Origin of the sequence: Kitasatospora sp. NPDC057542, assembly GCF_042801945.1 — a bacterium.
GTDB lineage: Bacteria > Actinomycetota > Actinomycetes > Streptomycetales > Streptomycetaceae > Kitasatospora.
Genome location: NZ_JBHVFE010000139.1, coordinates 1 through 19,172, shown reverse-complemented (window position 1 = coordinate 19,172; position 19,172 = coordinate 1). Strand labels below are relative to the sequence as shown.

The following is a 19,172-nucleotide window of genomic DNA, read 5'->3' as shown; positions in this document are numbered from 1 at the left end:
GACCAGGTCACCTGGTCGGCGCCCGTCGCGCTTGGCTTCGCGCGCACCGCCACATAGTGTCGGTGGCTGTTGACCGCCCGGCCCGGCCGGAGTGGCAGGACCCGGGCGGAGCCAGGACCCGGGCAGAGCAGACAGGCGAATCGGCGAGGCTATGACGCAAGCGGCGCTCACGCACCCACCGGTGGCTCCGGCCCCCGCCGCCCCGGCACCGGCCCCGCGCGGGGGCCTGGTCCGCTGGGCGGCCGACCGCTCCGGGTGGCTCGGTCCGATCGCCGTCGCGCTCTTCGCCGGCCTGCTGCGGTTCTGGAACCTCGGCTACCCCAACGCGTTCGTCTTCGACGAGACGTACTACCCCAAGGACGCCTGGTCGCTGCTCCAGCAGGGCTACGAGGGCACCTGGCCCGACCACGCCAACGCCGACATCCTGTCCGTCCCGCAGTCGATCCCGCTGAGCTCCGCGCCCGAGTTCATCGCGCACCCGCCACTCGGCAAATGGGTGATGGCGATCGGCGAGCAGCTGTTCGGGCTGAACCCCTTCGGCTGGCGGTTCATGACCGCCCTGCTCGGCACCGTCACCGTGCTGATGCTGGCCCGGATCGGCCGCCGCCTCTTCGGCTCCACCCTGATCGGCTGCACCGCCGCGCTGCTGATGTCGGTGGACGGACTCCAGCTGGTGATGAGCCGGGTCGGCCTGCTCGACGGCATCCAGATGTTCTTCGTGCTCGCGTCCTTCGGCAGCCTGCTGATCGACCGCGACCACACCCGCGCCCGGCTCGCCGACGGGGCCGGCGCCGTCGAGGACGCCGACGCGGTCCGGCTCGGGTGGCGCCCCTGGCGGATCGCCGCCGGGGTGTTCGTCGGCGCCGCCTGCGCGGTCAAGTGGAACGGCGCCCCGATCCTCGCCGCCTTCGGCATCCTGACCGTCCTGTGGGACCAGGCCGGCCGCCGCGGCGCCGGCGCCCGCCACCCCTGGCGTTCCATGCTGCGCCGGGACGCCGTTCCCGCCTTCCTCGCCATGGTCGGCTCCGCCGTGGTGGTGTACGTCGGCGCCTGGAGCGGCTGGCTGGCCACCGGCGGAAACAGCGGGGGCGGTTACGACCGGCACTGGGCCGACGGGCGCGCCGGGCTCTCCCCGGACAGCGTCCTCGGGATCCCGCTCCCGCAGGTCTCGATGAGCTGGGTGCCCGCGCCGCTGCGCAGCCTGTGGCACTACCACTCGCAGATGTACGACTTCAACACCGGTCTGAGCACCCCGCACACCTACCAGTCCAACCCCTTCGCCTGGCTGGTCGACGGCCGCCCGGTCTCGATGTACTGGGAGCAGGTCCCGTACGGGCAGCGCGGCTGCACCTCCTCGGGCGGCTGCGCGGCGCAGATCCTCGGCCTCGGCACGCCGTTCCTGTGGTGGACGGCCTGCTTCGCGCTGGTCTACCTGCTGTGGCGCTGGTTCTTCCGGCGGGACTGGCGCTCGGGTGCGGTGCTGTGCGCGGTGGCCGGGATCTACCTGCCCTGGTTCCGGTACCAGGAGCGGACGATCTTCTCCTTCTACATGGTCGTGCTGGTGCCGTTCCTGTGCCTGGCCGTCGCCCAGATGCTCGGGGCGATGCTCGGCCCGGCCGGGTGCAGCCCCGAGCGCCGCCGGATCGGGGCGATCGGGGCCGGGGCGATCGTGCTCGCGATCGTCGGCTGCTTCGCCTTCTTCTACCCGCTGTACACGGCGGAGGTGATCCCGATGTCGTCCTGGCAGGACCGGATGTGGTTCACCAGCTGGATCTGATGGGCCGGATCTGATGGTCCCGACGGACTCGGCCGTCTCAGCGTTCCCGGCGTTCCCGGCGATCCCCGTGGACCTGGCCGTCCCAGCGGGCCTGGCGGCCTCCGGTGGTCAGCTGCTGCCGGTCACCCCGGTGCTCGGGGTGGTCACCGCGGTGCTGCTGCTGGCCGCCGTCGCGGTGGCCGGGCGGGGCCTGCTCGGCCACGGGCACGCGGTGCTGCGGGCCGGCTTGCGTGCGGTGGTGCAGCTGGCGGCCGTCGCCGCGGTGATCACCTGGGTGGTCGGTTCGCTCTGGTGGTCGGCGCTGTTCGTGCTGCTGATGTTCTCGGTCGCGGTGCGCACCGCCGGGCGGCGGATGACCCCGGGCCCGGGCTGGCTCTGGGCGGCCGCCCCGATCGGCGCGGGCGTGCTGCCGGTGCTCGCCCTGCTGCTGGGCGTCGGACTGCTGCCGGCCGAGGGCCTGTCCGTCATCCCGGTCGCGGGCATCCTGATCGGCGGTGCGCTCAGCGCGACCTCGCTGGCGGGGCGGCGGGCCCTGGACGAGTTGCGGCTGCGGCGCGGCGAGGTGGAGGCCGCGCTGGCGCTCGGCTTCGAGGAGCGCGAGGCGCGGCTGGAGATCTGCCGGACGGCGGCGGCGACCTCGCTCGTGCCGGCGCTGGACCAGACCCGGACGGTCGGCCTGGTCACCCTGCCCGGGGCGTTCGTCGGGATGCTGCTGGGCGGGGCCTCGCCGGTCCAGGCGGGGGCGGTGCAGCTGTTCGTCCTGATCGGGTTGCTGGCGGTGGAGTCAGTGGCGATCGTGGTGGTGCTGGAACTGGTCGGGCGCGGGCTGGTCGCGGCCGAGCCGGACGGGGGCGTCCGGTAGGCGGGTCCGTCTCCCGGGCCGGGGCGGTGCAGGTCCGGGTGGGGCCGGCGACCTCGTCGGACGGGCCGGTCGACGACGTCCGGTACGCTTGAGCCCGTTGAAGGGGAGTAGCCCTCCACCGGACCGTCGACATACTGGCCCCCAGGGGCCCGGCGCCCGGGGCACCGCTCGATGAGCGTCGCCGGCGAGACCTTCGGCCGCAGTGCTGTGACCATGACCAGTGCTGTCGGGCCGGAGCGTCCCCTGACGGAGTCGCGGTGGCCAGACAGCCCGACCGAGGAACCCTTGATGAGTCTGACCGTTGCCGTGTTGACCTTCGGCATCATCTTCCTGGCCGAACTGCCGGACAAGACCGCGCTCGCCAGCCTGGTGCTCGGCACCAAGTACCGCGCGAGCTTCGTCTTCGCGGGCATCGCCGCCGCCTTCGCCCTCCAGGTGGGCCTCGCGCTCGCCGCCGGGCACCTGCTCTCGCTGCTGCCGCACCGCTGGGTGGAGGGCGTCACCGGCGTGCTGTTCCTGGTCGGCGCGGGGATGCTGCTGTTCCACGGAGGCGAGGACGAGGACGAGCACGCGGCCAAGGAGCCGTCCTCGAACAGCTTCTGGAAGGTGGCCGGGGCCAGCTTCGTGGTGGTCGCGATCGCCGAGTTCGGCGACCTGACCCAGATCATGACCGCCAACCTGGCCGCCAAGTACGCCGACCCGCTGGCCGTCGGCCTCGGCTCCTGGCTGGCGTTGTGCGCGGTCGGCGGGATCGCCATCGTGGGCGGGCAGAAGCTGCTCAAGTACGTGCCGATGAAGCTGATCATCCGGGTGGCGGCGGCGATCATGGTGGTGCTGGCGGGCATCAGCCTCTTCGGCGCGATCACCGGCTGATCTTGGGGCCGACCGCCGGCCGACGCCACGCCGTCAGCAGGTGGCGTGCGTCGCCAGGGCGGCACGGGTGTTGGGCCCGAAGACGCCCCGCTTGTCGCCCTTGACGTCCCACATCCGCTGGACGTAGGCGACGGTGTTCACCGTGATGTCGTCGTACACCCCGGTCACCGGTATGGACGCGAAGCATTCGATGGCGACGGCGAGCTTCTGCTGGAGGTCGCTGACGTCGGGGCCGCTCATCCCGTACTGCAGGACCCGCGGGGTCGGGGTGGCGGCGGGCGTCGGGACCGGGACGGGGGGCGCGGGCGCGGTCGGCGTGGGGGCCGGGGCCGGGGGAGCGGCCGGGGCCTCGGCGGTCGGCGTGGCGGCCGGCGGCGGGGTGGCCGTCCTCGTCGGGCTCGGCTTGCGGGTGGGGGTGGGCGTCGGGCTCGGCGCCTCGCTGGTCGGCGCCACCGTGCTCGGGGCGGGCGTCGCCAGGGTGGGCGGATCCACCGGCGCGGGCGCCAGGGTGCTCGTCGGCAGCGGCTGTGCCTGCTTGGCCGGCGGCTCGCCGGAGGGCGTCACCGCGTACGCGACGCCGATGGTGAGCGCCACCAGGGCGGCGCCGATCCCGGCGAGCAAGCCCTTGCGCCGGGCGAGCGGGTGCCGGTCGGCCTGTTCGGCCGCCCGTCTGGCGGCCCGGCCGCCGCCGGCCGGCCCGGGCGTGTCCGGGGCCTGCCCGAAGGGGAAGAGGCCGATCTCGTTCCCGTCCGGCCCTGTCGCCGGCGCCTGCGGCTGCGCCGGCGCCGGGTACCCGCCCGGCCCGGTGGGCGGCGCCGACGGCATGACGGTGGTGGCGTAGGCGTCGGCATCGGGCCCGAGCGGGGCCTGCCCCGGGGCGACGGGCGGCAGCACCGTGGTGGCGTAGGCGTCCGCGTCCGGTCCGAGCGGTGGAACGACCGGCGGCCCGGGCTGCCCCGGGGGGACCGGCGGCAGCACCGTGGTCGCGAACGGGTCCACCACCGGCGCGTCCGGGTGGGCCTCGTCGGCCACCTGGCCGGCGGTCTGCGGGACGTACGGGCGGACCAGCGGCGGGCCTTCGAGGTGGGGCAGGACGGCGGTCTCGGTGAGGCTCGGGTCCGGGACGCAGCCGCACCCGGTGGAGCGTGCGGTGCCGCACGTCGGGCAGTGCTGGTCCGGCATCGGCCGGTCCTCCTCGGTTTCGCGTCGACTTCGCGGGCGGTCGTTCGGTCGTTCGGCGCACGTTCCCGGCGGACCGGGGCGCACGAACGCGCCTGATTATGCAGGACCGCCCGAAGAGTGGACAGGGGCGTCCGTCCCCGGTCGGGAGTGTCGTGCCGGTCGGTGCCGGTCGGCTCCTCGGGGAACGCCCGGGGCGCGTCGGTTGTCCCCGGCGCTTACGCTCGGCTCAACCCGACGGAACACATCGGGACGAACAGGCCAGCACTGTGAGCTGGGAGTGATCATCCGCACGGCCCGGCCGACGGGCCCGCGACCCCACGGAGGCGCCATGCCCACGGAGACGTCGTGATGTCGACGGAGACGCGATGATGCCCGCGGAGACGCCGTACGTGCCTGCGGAGACGCCGTGCGTGCCTGCGGAGACGACGTGCACTCCCGCGGAGACGCCATGACCGATCCACACGCCGCGTCCGACCGGAGCCGCGCGGGCGAGCCCGGCCCGCCGGCGGTCACCGTCCCCAACCTCTGGGTGCCGATCGGCGCCCTGCTGCTGGCGATGCTGCTCGCCGCCCTCGACCAGACCATCGTCTCCACCGCGCTGCCGACCATCGTCAGCGACCTCGGCGGCCTCGAACACCTCTCCTGGGTGGTCACCGCCTACCTGCTGGCCTCCACCGCCGCCACCCCGCTGTGGGGCAAGCTCGGCGACATGTACGGCCGGAAGCGCTTCTTCCAGGCCTCCATCGTGATCTTCCTGATCGGCTCGATGCTGTGCGGGATCGCCCGGAACATGGGCGAGCTGATCGCCTTCCGGGCGCTCCAGGGCCTGGGCGGCGGCGGGCTGATCGTGCTCTCCCAGGCGATCGTCGGCGACCTCGTCGCGCCCCGGGACCGCGGCCGCTACCAGGGCCTGTTCGGCGCCGTGTTCGGCGTCACCAGCGTGCTCGGACCGTTGCTCGGCGGGCTGTTCGTCGACCACCTCAGCTGGCGCTGGGTCTTCTACATCAACCTGCCGATCGGTGTCGTCGCCCTGGTGGTGATCGCGGCGGTGCTGCACGGGGTGGAGGTCCGGCGGGAGCACCGGATCGACTACCCGGGCACCGTCCTGATCGCCGCCGTCGCCACCTGCCTGGTGCTGATGACCTCGCTCGGCGGGACCACCTGGGCCTGGAGCTCCTGGCAGATCGTCGGCCTCGGGGTGCTCGGGCTGGTGCTCCTGCTCGCCTTCGTCCTGGTCGAGCGGACCGCGGTGGAGCCGGTGCTGCCGCTGCGGCTGTTCCGCTCGCGGACGTTCAGCCTGGTCGCGGTGATCTCCTTCGTGGTCGGCTTCGCGATGTTCGGCGCGCTGACCTACCTGCCGACCTTCCTCCAGGTGGTCCATCGGGTCTCGCCCACCATGTCCGGCATCCACATGCTGCCGATGGTGCTCGGCATGCTGCTCACCTCGATCGGCTCCGGCCAGATCGTCGCCAGGACCGGCCACTACCGGATCTTCCCGATCGCCGGCACGGCCGTGACCACCGTCGGGCTACTGCTGCTCTCCCGGCTGGACGAGCACAGCAGCACCGCCGAGATGAGTATCTACTTCCTGGTCTTCGGTCTCGGACTGGGCCTGGTGATGCAGGTGCTGGTGCTGATCGTGCAGAACTCGGTCGGCTACGAGGACCTCGGCGTGGCCACCGCGGGCGCCACCTTCTTCCGCTCCATCGGGGCGTCCTTCGGCGTTTCCATCTTCGGGACGGTCTTCGCGAGCGGACTGCGCAGCCGGCTCTCCGACGCCCTGGCGGGCGTGCCGCTGCCGCCCGGCTTCCGGCCGGAGGCCGTCACCTCCGACCCGCGGGTCATCTCCCGGCTGCCGGCCGCCGTCCAGCAGGGCGTCTACCACGCCTACGCCGAGTCGATCACCCGGGTGTTCCTGTACGCGGTGCCGGTCGTGGTGGTCGCCTTCGTCCTGTCGCTGTTCCTGCGCGAACAGACGCTGCGCACCACCGTCACCGCGCCGGACCTGAGCGAGTCCATCGGGCTCAACCCGGTCGAGCGCACCTCGCTGGACGAGATCGCCCGCGCGCTCTCGGTGCTGAACAGCCGCGAGGCCCGGCGCGACCTCTTCCGGCGGATCACCGAGACCGCCGGGCTGGACCTGCTGCCCGCCTCCAGCTGGCTGCTCCTCCAGATGCACCAGCACGGCTCGGTCGAGCCGGCCGAACTGGCCGAGCGGCGGATCGTCCCGGTCGCCGTCATCGAGGAGGCCGTCCGGGAGGTGGAGAGCCGGGGGCTCGCGGCGCGGACCGACAACCTGCCGCTGAGGCTCACCGAACCGGGGGAGGAGGTGGCGCTGCGACTGGTCGCCGCCCGGCGCACCCAACTCGCCGAACTCCTGGGGGACTGGGACGAGCAGCGGTACACCGAGCTCGCCGGGCTGCTGAACCGGCTCAGCTGCTCCCTGTGTGCGGACCTGCGCGACCGACCGGACCCGTCGGGGCCGGAGCCGCCGTACCGTGGGGAGGGGCGGTCGTTCTGACGGCCTGAAGGACTGCGGGCCCGTGACCGGGAAGGGTGGTGCGGCATGCCGCTCGAAATCGAGCGCAAGTTCCTGCTGGGTTCCTTCGAGCCGCCGGAGACGGCGGTGCGGCAGCACATCGAGCAGGGGTACATCGCCATCAAGGACGACGGGACGGAGGTGCGGCTGCGGCGGATCGGCGGCAGCGGCGTCCTCGGCGTCAAGCGCAAGGCGTCCTCGGCCGGCGCCCCCGTACGGATCGAGGTGGAACGCGCCCTCGGGGAGCAGGAGTTCACCGAGCTCTGGCCGGCCACCGAGGGGGCCCGGCTGGTCAAGGACCGGTACACCTTCGACTCGTCCGGCGTCACGGTCTACGTGGACGTCTACCAGGGGGAGTTGGCCGGGCTGCGCACCGTCGAGGTCGAGTTCGGCTCGGAGGCCGAGGCGGAGGCGTTCTCGGCGCCGGACTGGTTCGGCGCCGAGATCACCGGCGTGAAGGCGTACAAGAACCAGACCCTCGCGACCAGCGGGATGCCCAAGTCCTGACGCCCCCAAGGGTGCTGATCGTCTACGGCGCGCCGAACCAGCGCGGGGTGTCGAGGCGGAACGGGTCGCCGGGCGCGAGTCGGCGCAGGCCGTCCTCCAGCTGTCGCAGCTGCTCCTCGCCGAGGGCTGTCGACCACTCCTCGCGCAGCTCGTCGAAGATCCGGGCCGAGCGGAGCAGGCAGTCCACCCCGCGCTCGGTGAGCCGGACCAGCTTGCGCCGGGTGTCGGCCGGATCGGCGGCGCGCTCGACGTAGCCGAGCTGCTCCAGATTGTCGATGGTCTTGCCCGCCGCCTGCTTGGTGACGCCGAGGCGGCGGCCGAGCTCGGAGGCGGTGGTGCCGTGCGGGCCGATCGCCTGGAAGACGAAGCCGTGCATCGGGCGCAGGTCGGGATGGCCCTCGCGGGCGATGCGCTCGTGCAGCTCGTCGATGATCATCCGGAAGGCGAGCAGCAGGCGCAGCGGCAGTTCGAAGCCCGGCGGGGGCGGTTCGCTTGACACGATAGACAACCTCATTGACGATATAGACAACTTCATTGTCCACCTTAGGGGGTTCCTTCGCCATGCCCGTCATCCGCCGGACCGACGCCCGCCGCACCGAGACCCCGAACGCCCGCATGACCACCTACGCCTCGCCCACCCAGGGCTCCACCTCGCTCGCCGTCTGGCACGTCGACATGACCGCCGGCGCCCAGGGCCCGCTGCACGCCATGGACACCGAGCAGGTCTGGACCCTGCTCACCGGCACCGCCCGGGTCGACCTGGCAGGGGAGGCCTTCACCCTCACCGCCGGCGACACCGCCGTCCTCCCCGCCGACACCGCCCGCCAGGTCGCCACCGACACCGGCTTCACCGCCGTCGTCGCCTCCCCCTCCCCCGCCCACGCCTACAACCCCGACGCCCGAACCCCCGACGGTGCCTGCGCCCTCGCCCCGCGCGACGACCAGCGCGTCCTCCCGCCGTGGATCGCCTGAGCCTGAGCCCGACGGGGACGCGGACGGGGACGGGGACGGCCGAGGCTCGCCCGCGGCCGTCCCCGCTCGTCGGACCTCGCTACTGCTGGTCGTCGAGGTCGTCCCGCAGGTCGTCCAGATTCTGCTGGCCCTGTTGCTGGGCCTGGGCGGCCTTCTGCTGAGCGTCGTCACTCTGTTGCGGCTTCTGCCGACCGAGGCGCTCCTTCGCCTCCTCCTCCGCCTGCTGGGCCTTGTCCCGGAACTTGTCGCCGATACCCATGACCACTACTTCCCTGTTCCTCGGGTTCTGGGCTCTACTTCCAGGCTGGCACTCCGGCCCCGTCCTCGCACATGGACGCTTCGCTGCCGACCGTGACCACCGCGCCTGCGGACCGCCCGGCTGTGAGGTGTAGGAGACTGCTCCCCGTAGGCAGTCACCGGGCCGGCGGCCGCACCAGCGACCCCGGCGGAGCAGAAGGAGCGCCATGTCCGTCGTCAAGATCAACGTCCTGACGGTACCGGCCGAGCAGCGTGAGGTGCTGGAACAGCGCTTCGCCTCTCGGGCCGGCGCGGTGGAGAACTCGGACGGCTTCGAGTGGTTCGAACTCCTCCGCCCGGTCGAGGGCACCGACCAGTACCTCGTCTACACCCGCTGGCGCGACGAGGAGTCCTTCAAGGCCTGGATGGAGGGCCCCATGAAGGCGGCCCACCAGCACGGCGGTGAGGGCGAGGCCCCCAAGCGCCCGGCCGCCTCCGGCTCCACCCTCTGGTCCTTCGAGGTCGTCCAGTCCGCGGGCCCCAAGAACGCCTGAACCGTCCCGCATCCTCGGGCCCTTCCCCTGACGGGGCAGGGCCCGACGTGTCTTCGGGGGCGGACGCCGGCAGTGGCCGCGGCGGTCCGCGAGGGCCGGGCGCGGTGGTCAGGCGCAGGTGGCGTGGAGGAGGGCGCGGAGGCCCGGGAGGGGGTCGCGGGCGGCGCGCCACAGGAGGCGCAGGCGCAGGGGCGGGGGGTCGAGGGGGACGCGGACGAGCGTGCCGGCGGCGAGGTGGTCCTGGACGGCGTGGGTGGGGATGAGGGCGATGCCGAGGCCCTGTTCGGCGCAGGCGCGGGTGACGGGGAGGGCGCCGGTGCGGAGGCGCTGGACGTGGTGGCCGAGGAGGCGTTCGCCGGCGAGGTGGTAGGAGCAGGCGGGCGTGTCGACGAGGAGGCGGTGGCCGCGGAGGTGCTCGCGGGTGAGGGTGGTGGCGCGGGCGAGCGGGTGGGTGGGGGAGGCGACCAGAGCGAGGGGGACGTCCTGGAGGTCGAGGTGGTCGAGCGGGGCGGGCGGCAGGTAGAAGCCGAGTGCGCCGAGCGGGCCGGGGGAGTCGAGGATGAGGGCCGCTTCCAGGGCCCCGGCCGCGACGCCGCTGAGCAGGCCGTCGCGGGCGGTGTCGGTGTGCAGGGATATCTCCAGGCCGGGCCGGCGGTCGGCGAGGCGGGCCAGGACGGCGGGGACGTGGGTGGCGGCGATGGCCGCCAGGACGCCGAGGCGGAGTCGGGCCCGGGTGGCGACGACGTCGCGGCGGGCCTGTTCGGCCTGGCCGAGGAGACGCCGGGACCAGGGCAGCAGCCGCTCCCCGGCCGAGGTGAGGGTCATGTCGCGCCTGGCCCGGTCGAACAGCTCGGCGCCGAGGCTGTGTTCGAGGGTGCGGACCTGTTCGGAGACGGAGGACGGGGCGAGGCCGAGCGCCACGGCCGCGCCGGTGACGGTGCGGTGGGCGACGACGGCCTCGAAGACGCGCAACTGACGTAGTTCCACTGGCTCCCCCGAACGCCTTCGTTCCCGGTGCTGCGGGACAGCGTACGGGGGCGGAAGGGGGCGTTCCCGGATTCCGGCCGGTTCGGCGGCTTCAGAGGCTCACCGCCGTCTCCCGTTCCATCCCTGATCTTCGGAGGGTATCCCCGGCTTCAGCCGGGGAGGGAATCCGATCCCTACGTGGCAGAACGTTCGTGGTGTCTTCTGTCAGTGGCGTGTGGCATGTTGATTGCCGAGGCGGTGGAGGGGGTGGGTCGTGTTGATTCGTGCGTACAAGTTCTTGCTGCGGCCCACCGTGGGCCAGCAGCAGGCACTGGCGGAGATGTTGCGGGATCACTGCTCGCTGTACAACGGGGCGTTGCAGGAACGCGGGGATGCCTGGCGGCATGTCTCCGGGACGACGGTACGGTACGGCGATCAGTCCGCGCAGCTCAAGGAGATCCGGGCGTTCGACCCGGAGCGTCAGGGCCGCTGGTCCTTCTCCTCCCAGCAGGCCACGCTTCGCCGTCTGGACAAGGCATTCGCCGCGTTCTTCCGCCGGGTCAAGTCCGGCGAGAAACCCGGATACCCGCGCTTTCGCGGCGTGAACCGGTTCGACACAGTGGACTTCCCCAAGGACGGTGACGGCTGCCGCTGGGACTCAACCCCGCACGACCCGGTGACCCGTGTCCGTTTCCAGGGCGTCGGCCACGTCAAGGTCAACCGGCACCGCCCGGTGGTCGGCACGGTCAAGACCGTGTCCGTCAAGCGTGAGGGCAAGCGCTGGTACGTGGTGCTGACTGCCGAGCAGGCCCGGTCCGAGCCGCTGCCCGCGACCGGATCCGTGGTCGGCATCGACATGGGCATAGCCAACTTCCTCGCCGACTCCGATGGCGGGTTCGTTCCCAACCCTCGCCATGGCCGGAAGGCCGCTGCGAAGCTCGAAGCCGCCCAGCAGGCCCTCAGTCGGTGCAAGCGCGGGTCGAAGCGCCGCCGCAAGGCTGTGGAGGCCGTCGCGCGGCTGCACCGCAAGGTCCGCCGTCAACGGCTCGACCATGCCCACAAGACCGCTCTCGGCCTGGTCCGCGCGCATGATCTGATCGCGCACGAGGACCTCAGGATCCGCAACATGGTCAAGGCCCCCGCGCCGAAGCCCGACCCGGACCGGCCGGGTTCCTTTCTCCCCAACGGGGCTGCGGCCAAGGCCGGGTTGAACCGTTCGATCAACGATGCCGGATGGGGGGTGTTCCTCACGATCCTGCACGCCAAGGCTGAAAGCGCCGGACGGGAAGTGATCGCCGTGGACCCCCGCAACACCTCCCGGACCTGTCCCGCATGCGGACACGTCTCGGCGGAGAGCCGGCCCACCCAGGACACCTTCCACTGCACCGGCTGCGCCCACCAGGCACACGCCGACACAGTGGGAGCCGTCAACGTCCTACGGGCCGGGCTGGCCCGTCGCAACGCCCGGAAGGGTTAGCGAGAAGCCCCCGGCTTCAGCCGGGGGAGGAGTCACGTGGGTCAGCTTCTCCGGGTTGCACACCGAGTAGATGCCGGTGATCAGCCCGTCGTCGATCCGCATCGTCACCACCAGGTCGATCTCCCCACCGACCCGCAGGATCAGCGCCGGGTGCCCGTTGACCTGGGCGGGCTCCGTCGTCTCCAGCGGTCCCCACACCGCCACGCCGGCGGCCAGCAGGCGGGCCACCGGCCCGGCGCCGACGGTGGGCCGGGGCATGGCCTGCTTGATGCCGCCGCCGTCGCTCAGCGCGACCACGTCGGGGGCGAGGAGGTCCAGTAGCTGTTGCAGGTCGCCGGTCTCGACGGCCCGGAACTGGCCTCCCGCGGCGGCAAGTTCGGCGCCCGCACGGGCATCGGTGGCTGACTGCTCCGTTCAGCCGGCGAGCGCGTGGGCCTCGTGCAGGGTGCCGGTCGCGTCGGCGTTGTCGCCGTGGACGAGTTGTGCCATGGCCAGGTCGGTGAGTGCCCTGACCAGGCGCCGGGTCTCGTTGGCGGGGTCCGTCGCGTGGAGGCGGCGTTCGATGTCGACGCTCCGCCGCAGCGGGGGGAGCGTGAGGCGGGCGTAGTAGGTCGGATGGGCCTCCAGGACTGCCCGGCGCAGGTCGAGCCGCCGGGTGAGGGTGCCGAGGGTGGCGAGCTGGTCGCGGTCGTCCGGCAGGGGCGGCTGGCCGTTGGTGTGCTCGGGCGGGTCGTCCTCGTCCGGCAGGCGGTCGGTGCACTCGGGAACGCCCGTGATGGCCTCGACGGCCCGCGCGAGGGCGACCAGTCCGTCCTCGAAGGACGCGCGCAGGCTGAAGGACCAGTGGTGGAGGCTCAGGCCCAGCACCGGCTGGAGGCGTCGGCCCGGGTCGACGCCGAGCGCGAGCGGGTCCGGGGCGTCGGCCGCGGCCTGTTCGTCCCGTACGCCGGAGCGGGCGAACAAGGCGCTCCGTAGGGCTTCGTGGAAGCCGAAGTTGCCGGTGCTGCCGTGGGCGGGCAGGCGCTCGCAGGAGCGGGCGGCCTCCGCGAGCAGGTGGTGGGCCTGCCCGGGGTCGCCGAGGTCGGCGAACCACAGGGCGGCACCGGCGGTCCGCAGCGCTGTGACGGGGCTGCGGACCGGTTCCGCAGGGTCGTCGCGCAGCCAGGCGAGGGCCTCGTGTTCGACGGCCACTGCTTCCTCGGTGCGGTCCGCGAGGCGGAGCAGCAGCGTGAGGTCGAGCAGCCGCCACGTCAGGTCGCTTCCGCCCTTCTCGGTCATCGCCCGGGAGCGGTCGGCCACCGCGCGGGCGGCGTCCACGGCTTCGTCGAACCGCCCCGCCTCGGCGAGGCCGTGGGCGAGGTCGGCTCGCATGACGGCGGCCTGGCCGAGGTCCGGTACCGGCCGGGCCACTTCGGCACGCCGGGCCAGGTCGGCCGCCTCCTGCCGGGCGACGAGGGCGAGGTCGTCGGCGTGGGCCAGGGAGTGGTGCAGGGCGAGGGAGGACAGGGTGTGGGAGGCGGCGCCCAGGTGTTCGGTGCTGCCGTCGGCGACCAGGGCGCGGTAGATGCCGGCGGACTCCTCCAGGAACGGGACGGCGTCCTCGGGCCGGCGCTCGGGAGGGCCGTAGGCCCGGCCCCGCAGCGCCGCGGCCAGCGCGGGCAGACCCGAGGCGGGGTCGGTGCGGGCCTGGACCCGGAGCCGGGCGACCGTCTCGTCGGTGACCGGATCCCGCCTCATCGGTGCGCTCCTCGTGCGGCGCGGTCGGACGGGGCTCCGCAGGTGGTGGTCACGCGTTTCCTTCCGGGGCAGGGCACGGGGTCTCCAACCCGAACGCCCGTCCGCCCGGGATGAGTTCCGGACATCGGCGACGCGGTTTCGCAAAGTGGCTCGCGAGAGGTTCCGACACGCGCGCACGGCCGCGAACTCCTGCGGCGGGATGCCGGTGGTGGAGCCGTTGACGGCCGACGGCCCCGGTGCCACCATCACGCCGTGACCGATGGCTTCACCCTCCCGATCCGCATCCCGCTCAGCCTCTGGCAGCGCGTCGCCATGGCCGTGGTCTTCACGGTCCTCCTCCTCGTCGCGGTCGCCGTCGCGCAGGACCCTGGGGGTGGAAGGGCCGTCAGCGCGGCGATGGGCGTCGCCTCGGCGGTGATGCTCTACCGGGTCCTGCGGATGGGCCTGGTCATCGACGACTCCGGGATCACCAGCCGCACGGTGGAGTGGACCCACCGGATCGCCTGGTGCGAGATCGCCTCGGTCGACCTGGCCGACGCCGGTTCCATCGGCAGCCTCTCGAAGGCGCCGGCGCTCAGGACGCACAAGGGCCGAAGGGTCGTCCTGCGCAGCCTCGCCGGCTACTCGACCCGGGGTACCGTCACCCGGCTGGAGCAGACGAAGGCACAGTTCGAAGCGACGCTCGCCGGCCACCGGACGAGCTGCGCGACCTGCGCGCGCAGCGGTCGCGCGTAGCCGCGCCCGGCGGGGAAGGCCTGGCAGGGAACGCCCGGCCTCGGCAGCTGCGCGGGGAGCCGTCGCTGAGTGGGAAGTCGGACGGGCCGACTTCCCACGCGGGTTCGTCTGCCGCCCCGCGCCCTACCCGGCGATCGTGCCGTCCAGGTACTCCTGCACCGGCGGGAACAGCGGGAACGGCACGTACTCGGCCAGCTCGGCGTGGGACGCCCACACCACCCGGTCCAGCTCGTCGGAGTCCATCACCATGGCGGTGCCGCCGACCACCTCGCAGGCCGTGTACGCCATCCGCCGCCCGCTCTGCGGATGCACCCGCTCGCCGAGCAGCCTGGCCGCGGCGACGTGGAGGCCGGTCTCCTCGGCGGTCTCGCGAACGGCCGCCGCCTCGGGGGACTCGTCGGGCTCGACCTCCCCGGCCGGGAACTGCCAGGACAGCTCGCCCTCGGCGACCCGCCGCCGCACCATCAGCACCCGGCCGTCCTTGACGACGATCGCGACGGCGACGGCGGGGAGTTGCTCGGGGTTCTGCTCGGTCATCGCTCTGCTCCTCGGGCCTGCGCCGGTGTCGACGCCATCTTGGCCCGCGCCCACGGCCCCGGTCGGCAGGCGTCCGCCGGCCGCGTGTCGTGGCCGCTGCCGGCTACCGGTGCGCCGGTCCGTAGAGCGCGGACGGCGCGCCGGTGGCCAGCGCCCAGTAGCGGTCCCCGTACGACCAGTGCCACCACTCGGTGGGGTAGTTGACGAGCCCGGCGCCGGTCAGGGCGTCACTGAGCAGCCGTCGGTTGGCGCGGGCCTGCGCGTCGATGCCGTCGGCGTGGGTGTAGCAGGCCCCGGCGCTCTCCTCCGGGCTGGCGTTGATCCTGGTGCCGAGGTCGAGCTCGCGGCCGTCGGCGTCGACGAGGGTGAGGTCGACGGCGGCCCCGGCACTGTGCGGCGCGATCTCCGGCGGCGAGACGTAGCGGCTCGTCGCCGACCTGACCCGCTCGTCCGGCCAGTCGGGGTTCGCGGCCCGCAACTCGGCGGCGTACTCGTCGAAGTAGCGGCTCTGGAGAGGCGGTGGCCGGTAGCCCTCGACGAACAGCAGCCGCAGGCCGTCCGGCAGCGCGGCCTGTGCATCGAGCAGCCGGTCGAGCACGCCGGCCCGCAGCTGCGCGAAGGCCCCGGTGCCGTCCTGCTGGCGCTCGTCGACGAGGAGCCCGTTGCTGCTCCGTACGTCCAGCAGCTGATCGTCGCAGTGCGCGACGGGGATCGCGGCGACCTTCGGGTCGGACATGAGGATGATCTCTCTCAACACGCCTCCTGGGGAAGGGGATTAACGCTACGCGAGGGGAGCGCCGTGCTCCAGGTGAACGATCAAGCTGCCGGTCTGGCATCGTGAGCGGACCTCGGACCGCCACAAGGAGCTGCTGCCGTGATCGTCTCCGTCGAAGAACAGCACGTCGGCGGTGATGCGCGGCGACCTCGTAAGACTGAGGCTCAGTCATGGCACTGGCTCCAGATGCCCTTCGTCGGCTGCCCGAGGTGGCCCCGCGGCCATAGGCTGTCAGTATGGCCTTGGATCCCGCACTGCCCGTTGGCCGGCGCATCCAGTACTACCGGGAACGCGCCGGAAAGTCCCGTCCGGTGTTGGCCGCCCTGCTGGGGCGGTCGCCGAGTTGGCTGAAGCAGGTGGAGAGCGGGGCGTTGCTGCCACCGCGCCTGCCGATGCTTGTGCGTATCGCTCAGCACTTGGGGATCGATGACATCTCCTTGTTGACAGGCGAGGTCGGTATGCCGACGGCGCTGTACTCCGGAGTGGAGCATGCGGCCCTGGACTCTGTTCGGCGGGCAGTCGACGGCTCGCCGTTGGGGGTCTCCTCCGGGCCGGTGCCGAACCTGGACCACGTCGCGGCCCAGCTGGCGAACGCCTGGCGGACCAGGATGACCCGGGGAGATCACCGAACCGCCCTGGCAGAGCTGTTGCCATCGCTCGTGTCGGCCGCCTCTTCAGCGGTTTCGCATCCGGACTGCGCAGACCGGCGACGGGCGGAGGTGATGTACGCCAGCGCGCTGAACCTGACGCAGATGTACGCGGCGTTCCAGGGTGACGGCAACCTGGTCTGGCGGGTGGCCGAACGTGCCTTGGCGACTGCGAGGGCGTCGGGCGACCCGCAGGCGATCGGGCAGGCATGCTGGTTCCTGGTCGAGGCGTTCCGGAAGTCCGGTCAGTGGGACAGCGCTCAGGCGCTCACCGAGGACGCTCTTCGGCTGCTCGATCCGATTCGGGCGAACACGCCGGAACTGGCCTGTGCCTGGGCGGACATGGCATTCCATGCCGCCATCACGCACGCCGTGGCCGGGGAAGCCGGTGAGGCGTGGGGCTGGATCGACCGTGCGGTGGCCGTCGCCGAGCGCCTTCCGGAGGACTTCTGGAGCGCCCCTACGTCGGGGTCGCGCCAGGCTGTCGGGCTGCACTCGGTGACTGTGGCGGTCGAGCTCCGTCAGACCGGCACGGCGTTGCGCTGGGCTCGGCGGCTGCCGACCGCCGATGTCGCGGCGGTTCCCCGTCGCGGTCGCCACTTGATCGAGGTCGCGAGGGCGCACGCTCTCCGCGGTGAAGCGGAGTCCGTTGCCGGACTGCTTACGGACGCCGTCGCCGTCGCGCCCGAGACGGCGCGCTGGAACGAGGAGGCCCGAGCCATGGTCCGAGGGCTGGTCGATGGCCGGCCCTCGATGCGGGAGGCCGGGCGGCGCTTGGCCGATTCCATCAGAATGGCGGCGTAGCGACCGCAGGAACTGGAGGCAGAAACTCTGTCCCTCGCATCACACCGAGCCCGTAGCGTCAAGTGACGCTACGGGCTCGGTGCGTGAGGGAGTGTACGAATGGCGCAGGACACAGCTGCTGCGGCGAAGACGGTCAGGCTGTCCGATGTGGCGGTGACGGAACTCGACCCGGCGTCGACCTATGGCTACGGCTTTCGCCGGGACCCGATGGCGCAAGTCCACCGAGTGCGCGACGACCGATGCGTCGAACCGTGGGTCCGGGAGGCGGAGCCAGTAGTCCGAATCGACTGCTCCGGTGCCGCCGCCCCTCGGGTGGCCATCAGGCCGGCGACTGCCTGCCTGCCGTACCGGGCCGAGTCCGTGGGCGTTGCGCGTCGCCTCGTTGACGCGAAGCTGCGGGAATGGGAGCTGGACGCGCTGGTGGACGATGCCTTGCTGATCGTCAGTGAGCTGGCCACCAACGCCGTCGAGACCGGCTGCCAGACGCGCATGGTTGTCGCCGTGCGCCGCCCGAGCGACCGGATCGTCCGCATCCTCGTCGGTGACGGCTCCCGCACGATGCCCGTGATGATCCAGGCCGGACCCTACGCGACGTCGGGTCGCGGCCTTGCGCTGGTCCACCGGCTCACTCAAGGCCGCTGGGGTGTCAGCCCCCGCCCGTTCGGGAAGGTCGTGCACGCTGATCTCTCGACGCCCGATCCGACGTCGCGGTGAACCGGCCGCCGAGTTGCATGTCGTCGTCGCGGCCCTGGTGCTGATCAGCCGCACCCACGGAATTCCCGGCCGCGCCGCCGAAGCCGGCTGCGGGTGCACCCGTCCCTGACTGGACGTCAGGCGAGATGGGCGGAAGGCTCCGGCGGCACTGGTATGTTCCAGGCGTGAACCGGGACATCAGCGATCTCGTCTCTCGTCTTGGCCGACCTCTGCGGCTGATCGTCACTGGCGGAGGAACGGGTGGCCACACCTACCCGGCGCTCACTGCGATCCGCGCCCTGCGCTCGCGGCTCGCCGAGGCCGACGGCACGCTGGATGTGCTGTGGATCGGCACCGCCACCGGTCTTGAGGCGAAGGTGACCGCGGCCGAGAACATCCCGTTCAGGACCGTCGCCACCGGGAAGATCCGGCGCTCCGCCAACCCGCTCAAGCTGGTCTCGCCCGCCAACGTCAAGGACATGGGCCGTGTCCCGCTGGGCGTCGCGCAGGCCCGCTCTGCGGTTGCCGAGTTCGGCCCGGACGTGGTGCTCGGTACGGGCGGTTACGTCGCGGTGCCGGTCGGGATGGCCGCCCGGATGTGCCACCGGCCACTGGTGGTCCACGAGCAGACCGTCCGGCTCGGCCTGGGCAACCGGGCGCTGGCCCGGATGGCGACCCGGGTCGCGGTCTCCTCCGAGTCGACGCTCCGGTTCCTGCCCGAGTCCGCCCGCGCCACCGCCGTGGTGACTGGCAACCCGGTACGCCCGGAGGTGCTGACCGGCCAGGGCGACAAGGCGATCCAGGCGTTCGGGCTGTGGGGCTTTGACCGTTCCCTGCCGACCGTGTACGTGACCGGCGGCGCGCAGGGCTCCCAGCAGATCAACGAGTTGGTGAGTGAGATCCTGCCGTGGCTGCTCGGCCACGCCAACGTGGTCCACCAGTGCGGGTCCAGCCATGAAGGGCGGCTGCGGGAGCGGGCGGCAGCGTTGTCGGAGCACCTGCGCCCCCGGTACCTGGTGACCGGTTTCGTCGGCCCGGAGCTTCCGGACGTACTCGCCCTCGCGGACGTGGTCGTCTCCCGCAGCGGCGCGGGGACGCTGGCCGAGCTGACCGCACTGGGGCGGGCCGCGGTGTTCATCCCACTGGCGACGTCGGCCGGGAACGAGCAGGAGCACAACGCCCGTCACCTGGCGGATGCCGGCGCGGCGGTGGCTCTGCTCGGCCGGGCCTCGCCGGACACTCTCCAGGACGCGATCGGTCCGCTGCTGACGGACCCGGCCCGCCGCGCGGACATCGCG

General features: G+C 72.6%; 19 protein-coding genes and 1 pseudogene. 12 read left to right on the top strand and 8 right to left on the bottom strand.

The features are described 5' to 3' along the window. The first annotated feature begins 151 nt into the window (after positions 1-151). The 3 genes from ACFU7Y_RS19345 to ACFU7Y_RS19335 all read left to right on the top strand — a co-directional run bounded on the left by ACFU7Y_RS19345 (position 152) and on the right by ACFU7Y_RS19335 (position 3,512). Positions 152-1,777 carry a dolichyl-phosphate-mannose--protein mannosyltransferase gene (locus ACFU7Y_RS19345; RefSeq protein ID WP_380768966.1) on the top strand — a complete coding sequence of 542 codons (1,626 nt, stop codon included), beginning with the start codon at positions 152-154 and terminating at the stop codon, positions 1,775-1,777. A gap of 13 nt (positions 1,778-1,790) precedes the next feature. Then, positions 1,791-2,639, top strand: coding sequence for an ABC transporter permease (locus ACFU7Y_RS19340; RefSeq protein ID WP_224283065.1), 849 nt, complete (start codon positions 1,791-1,793; stop codon positions 2,637-2,639). A gap of 285 nt (positions 2,640-2,924) precedes the next feature. Further along, entirely contained in the window at positions 2,925-3,512 is a 588-nt protein-coding gene (locus ACFU7Y_RS19335; protein ID WP_224283066.1) for a TMEM165/GDT1 family protein, read from the top strand. 33 nt (positions 3,513-3,545) lie between these two features. Here ACFU7Y_RS19335 and ACFU7Y_RS19330 read toward each other — a convergent pair whose 3' ends face one another. After that, positions 3,546-4,694 (bottom strand): hypothetical protein, encoded by a 1,149-nt coding sequence (locus tag ACFU7Y_RS19330; protein ID WP_380768964.1) that lies wholly within the window; start codon positions 4,692-4,694, stop codon positions 3,546-3,548. Positions 4,695-5,142: 448 nt separating this feature from the next. Between ACFU7Y_RS19330 and ACFU7Y_RS19325 the strand changes: the two genes are divergently transcribed. Both ACFU7Y_RS19325 and ACFU7Y_RS19320 read left to right on the top strand, forming a co-directional pair. Next, on the top strand, positions 5,143-7,215 hold the full coding sequence (locus tag ACFU7Y_RS19325) for an MFS transporter (RefSeq protein WP_224278126.1): 2,073 nt from the start codon (positions 5,143-5,145) through the stop codon (positions 7,213-7,215). Between the two features lie 45 nt (positions 7,216-7,260). Next, complete coding sequence (locus tag ACFU7Y_RS19320; RefSeq protein ID WP_224278128.1) at positions 7,261-7,740, top strand: adenylate cyclase; 480 nt, start codon at positions 7,261-7,263, stop codon at positions 7,738-7,740. A 22-nt stretch (positions 7,741-7,762) separates the two neighbouring features. On the opposite strand, the gene ACFU7Y_RS19315 is transcribed toward ACFU7Y_RS19320, so the two are convergent. Next, on the bottom strand, positions 7,763-8,254 hold the full coding sequence (locus ACFU7Y_RS19315; RefSeq protein WP_380768962.1) for a MarR family winged helix-turn-helix transcriptional regulator: 492 nt from the start codon (positions 8,252-8,254) through the stop codon (positions 7,763-7,765). Positions 8,255-8,301: 47 nt separating this feature from the next. Between ACFU7Y_RS19315 and ACFU7Y_RS19310 the strand changes: the two genes are divergently transcribed. Continuing rightward, positions 8,302-8,712: a cupin domain-containing protein gene (locus tag ACFU7Y_RS19310; RefSeq protein ID WP_224278130.1), complete on the top strand. Its 411-nt coding sequence runs from the start codon at positions 8,302-8,304 to the stop codon at positions 8,710-8,712. A 79-nt stretch (positions 8,713-8,791) separates the two neighbouring features. Here ACFU7Y_RS19310 and ACFU7Y_RS19305 read toward each other — a convergent pair whose 3' ends face one another. Continuing rightward, positions 8,792-8,971, bottom strand: a complete 180-nt coding sequence (locus ACFU7Y_RS19305) for a hypothetical protein (protein WP_224278132.1) — start codon at positions 8,969-8,971, stop codon at positions 8,792-8,794. 205 nt (positions 8,972-9,176) lie between these two features. Between ACFU7Y_RS19305 and ACFU7Y_RS19300 the strand changes: the two genes are divergently transcribed. Further along, complete coding sequence (locus tag ACFU7Y_RS19300) at positions 9,177-9,503, top strand: antibiotic biosynthesis monooxygenase (RefSeq protein ID WP_224278134.1); 327 nt, start codon at positions 9,177-9,179, stop codon at positions 9,501-9,503. A gap of 108 nt (positions 9,504-9,611) precedes the next feature. On the opposite strand, the gene ACFU7Y_RS19295 is transcribed toward ACFU7Y_RS19300, so the two are convergent. Continuing rightward, the gene (locus tag ACFU7Y_RS19295) at positions 9,612-10,490 is read right to left on the bottom strand and encodes a LysR family transcriptional regulator (RefSeq protein WP_380768959.1); all 879 of its coding nucleotides are present in this window, start codon (positions 10,488-10,490) and stop codon (positions 9,612-9,614) included. Between the two features lie 256 nt (positions 10,491-10,746). Between ACFU7Y_RS19295 and ACFU7Y_RS19290 the strand changes: the two genes are divergently transcribed. Beyond that, on the top strand, positions 10,747-11,946 hold the full coding sequence (locus tag ACFU7Y_RS19290; protein WP_380768968.1) for an RNA-guided endonuclease InsQ/TnpB family protein: 1,200 nt from the start codon (positions 10,747-10,749) through the stop codon (positions 11,944-11,946). Here ACFU7Y_RS19290 and ACFU7Y_RS19285 read toward each other — a convergent pair. Next, positions 11,905-12,297, bottom strand: a pseudogene (locus ACFU7Y_RS19285) (hypothetical protein); the annotation flags it as partial. The gene ACFU7Y_RS19290 and the pseudogene ACFU7Y_RS19285 overlap by 42 nt on opposite strands. A gap of 63 nt (positions 12,298-12,360) precedes the next feature. Next, positions 12,361-13,683: a hypothetical protein gene (locus ACFU7Y_RS19280; protein WP_380768958.1), complete on the bottom strand. Its 1,323-nt coding sequence runs from the start codon at positions 13,681-13,683 to the stop codon at positions 12,361-12,363. A 252-nt stretch (positions 13,684-13,935) separates the two neighbouring features. On the opposite strand from ACFU7Y_RS19280, the gene ACFU7Y_RS19275 reads away from it, so the two are divergent. Then, on the top strand, positions 13,936-14,418 hold the full coding sequence (locus ACFU7Y_RS19275) for a hypothetical protein (protein ID WP_380768956.1): 483 nt from the start codon (positions 13,936-13,938) through the stop codon (positions 14,416-14,418). Positions 14,419-14,541: 123 nt separating this feature from the next. Here ACFU7Y_RS19275 and ACFU7Y_RS19270 read toward each other — a convergent pair whose 3' ends face one another. Both ACFU7Y_RS19270 and ACFU7Y_RS19265 read right to left on the bottom strand, forming a co-directional pair. After that, complete coding sequence (locus ACFU7Y_RS19270; RefSeq protein ID WP_224278145.1) at positions 14,542-14,955, bottom strand: NUDIX hydrolase; 414 nt, start codon at positions 14,953-14,955, stop codon at positions 14,542-14,544. A gap of 103 nt (positions 14,956-15,058) precedes the next feature. After that, positions 15,059-15,709, bottom strand: coding sequence for a M15 family metallopeptidase (locus tag ACFU7Y_RS19265; RefSeq protein ID WP_380768954.1), 651 nt, complete (start codon positions 15,707-15,709; stop codon positions 15,059-15,061). A 257-nt stretch (positions 15,710-15,966) separates the two neighbouring features. Here ACFU7Y_RS19265 and ACFU7Y_RS19260 point away from each other — a divergent pair, with 257 nt between their 5' ends. The 3 genes from ACFU7Y_RS19260 to ACFU7Y_RS19250 all read left to right on the top strand — a co-directional run. Next, positions 15,967-17,181 carry a helix-turn-helix domain-containing protein gene (locus ACFU7Y_RS19260; protein WP_380768952.1) on the top strand — a complete coding sequence of 405 codons (1,215 nt, stop codon included), beginning with the start codon at positions 15,967-15,969 and terminating at the stop codon, positions 17,179-17,181. 99 nt (positions 17,182-17,280) lie between these two features. After that, positions 17,281-17,895 carry an ATP-binding protein gene (locus tag ACFU7Y_RS19255; protein ID WP_380768950.1) on the top strand — a complete coding sequence of 205 codons (615 nt, stop codon included), beginning with the start codon at positions 17,281-17,283 and terminating at the stop codon, positions 17,893-17,895. Positions 17,896-18,059: 164 nt separating this feature from the next. Further along, positions 18,060-19,172, top strand: a 1,113-nt coding sequence (locus ACFU7Y_RS19250; protein ID WP_380768948.1) for a glycosyltransferase, incomplete at its 3' end; no start/stop codon positions are given.